At 44.4% G+C, this 2,600-nt stretch carries 1 protein-coding gene; it reads left to right on the forward strand.

Annotated elements, in window-relative coordinates; translation table 11 throughout:
• Positions 1-240: 240 nt before the first annotated feature.
• Positions 241-2,379: a bifunctional (p)ppGpp synthetase/guanosine-3',5'-bis(diphosphate) 3'-pyrophosphohydrolase gene (locus ABFQ95_08390; protein MEN8237533.1), complete on the forward strand. Its 2,139-nt coding sequence runs from the start codon at positions 241-243 to the stop codon at positions 2,377-2,379.
• Positions 2,380-2,600 lie beyond the last annotated feature (221 nt).

A 2,600-nucleotide genomic window follows, 5' to 3' on the forward strand; every position in this document is an offset into this window, starting at 1 on the left:
TTAATTAGAATAGCAATTTGTTGTCCATTTGCTCAGAAAAACTTTATATTTTTGACGACCGGATAGATTTTTTACAAAAAATTCTCACTTTTTAAAATTCCGTCAGGAATAGAGTGAAAAAAATCAAAGTACCGTGGTAATACGGCTAACCCAGTCCCGCCGAGTGGATTTTACTGAATAACCCTGAGTATACATTGGCCATGTTGGATTTTCCATTAAAAATACAGTAGTCTTATAAGTATGACGACGGTAACACAACTGATCGATAAGGTTAAAAGTTACGACCCGCAGGCAAATGCTGAGTTGATTGCTGGCGCTTATGCCTTTGCCATGGAAGCACATCAACATCAAAAGCGTGAATCAGGCGAACCCTATTTTACTCACCCCGTTGCTGTTGCCATGATTATAACGGAAATGAAGTTAGACACTGCATCTATCGTTACAGCGTTGCTGCATGACACAATCGAAGATACGCCTGTCACCCACGATGAGATCGAAAAGAAGTTTGGCCAAGAAATTGTCACTCTGGTTGATGGAGCGACTAAGCTGACCCAAATTGAGTTGCAATCCATCAATCAACAACAGGCAGAAAATTTTCGCAAATTGGTGTTGGCAATGTCCAATGACATCCGCGTATTGCTGGTTAAACTTGCAGATCGCCTACATAACATGCGCACTCTGGTTCATGTTAAATCGGAAGAAAAACGTAAACGGATTGCCCGAGAAACTATGGATATTTACGCCCCCCTTGCTGGGCGCATCGGTGTACATCATCTAAAGGATGAACTAGAAGATCTTGCCTTTATACAATTGAACCCGGATGGTCGTGCTTCCATCATGTCTCGGTTAAAATTCTTGCGCGAAGAGGGAGAAGATACAGTTGGCAGCATTATTCAATCTCTAAAAAAGCTGTTTCGTGAAAACGATCTGAAGGTAGAAATTTCAGGACGTGAGAAGACACCCTATTCGATCTGGCTCAAGATGCACCGACAAAACATCGGCTTTGAACAATTGGCTGATATCATTGCTTTTCGGGTGCTGGTGGACACGATTGAAGAATGCTATCAAGCGCTTGGTATTGTCCACAGCTCTTATCCGGTGGTTCCCGGACGATTTAAAGACTATATCAGCACCCCAAAACCCAACCACTACCAATCTCTGCACACAGCTATCATTGGCCCTAACCAACAGCGCATTGAAATCCAGATTCGCACGTTTTCTATGCATGAGGTTAATGAGTATGGGGTTGCTGCGCATTGGAAATATAAGCAAGGAGCACGAGGGCAAGAAGGGGATGAATTTCGTTGGCTCAGAGGGTTATTGGAAATTCTCGAAAGTGCAGCTGACCCCGAAGAGTTTCTTGAGCACACCAAGCTTGAGATGTACCAAGATCAGGTCTTTTGTTTTACACCTCGCGGTGATCTGATATCCTTGCCAACGGGTGCAACCCCCATTGATTTTGCCTATTCGGTGCATAGTGAAATTGGTAACCATTGTGTTGCCGCCAAGATTAATGGTCGTATGGTGCCCCTACGCACGGTATTGCATAATGGAGATCAGGTTGAGATCACTACCTCAAAAGCACAAGCGCCTTCACCCACCTGGGAGAGGTATGCGGTCACCGGAAAAGCTCGAGCGTGCATAAGACGCTATATTCGCAACCAAAAACGCGCGCAATTTATCGAGTTGGGTCGCTCAATGTTACATAAGAATTTCAAGCAAGAGGGTTTTGATTACTCTGAGAAACTCATTGAGAAGCATTTAAAGGACATTGGTTGCGCTTCTCTTGATGATTTGTTTGCTTTGATTGGTGAAGGTTTGAAAACTTCGCAAGACATCATCCGCAAAATTTATCCAGAGTACACTCAAAAACGTAGATTTGAGCCGCCTTTGCCTTCAGAATTTGTCGAGCGCAAAGAATCAGGAACGGCAATGTCCATCAAAGGTCTGATTCCCGGAATGGCAATTCACTATGCCGGCTGCTGCCACCCGCTGCCGGGAGATAGAATTGTAGGCATTGTTATGACGGGCCGTGGGGTGACAGTGCATACTTATGACTGTGACAACGTGAGTAAATTTGCTGATGATCCTGACCGTATTTTGGATATTGCCTGGGGTGATCAGCGTTGTGAAGAGAGCAGTTACGTTGGGCGCTTGCACATCATTTTGTTCAACAAAGTGGGCAGTCTTGCAGGCCTTACAACTATGATTGGTAAAGGTGGCGGTAACATTTCCAACCTAAAGATCATCCATCGCTCAGAAGAGTTTTTTGATCTCATTGTGGATGTGGAAGTCAAAGACGCGCAACACCTAAGCGCCATTCTTGCAGCTATGCGCTCGGCTTCGATGGTAAGTTCGGTTGAGAGAAGTCGGGGGTAGGGGGACTTTACTCCACAGGTCGTGATTTTGCATCACAAACATCTACGCATCAATATCCGTCTCGAATGACTGCCGTTTATCTCCAAAATTAAAGATTTAGACAAGATATATCACCATGATGAAATCGTATCTTCTCCAAATGTCAGGGTAGATCGTCCATTCAGATCCGTGTTGAATGACAATTGGGTATCCGAGGCTTATCTGCGATTATGCTTGCAAGT

This window comes from Pseudomonadota bacterium, from assembly GCA_039714795.1.
Lineage (GTDB): Bacteria > Pseudomonadota > Alphaproteobacteria > JAGOMX01 > JAGOMX01 > JBDLIP01.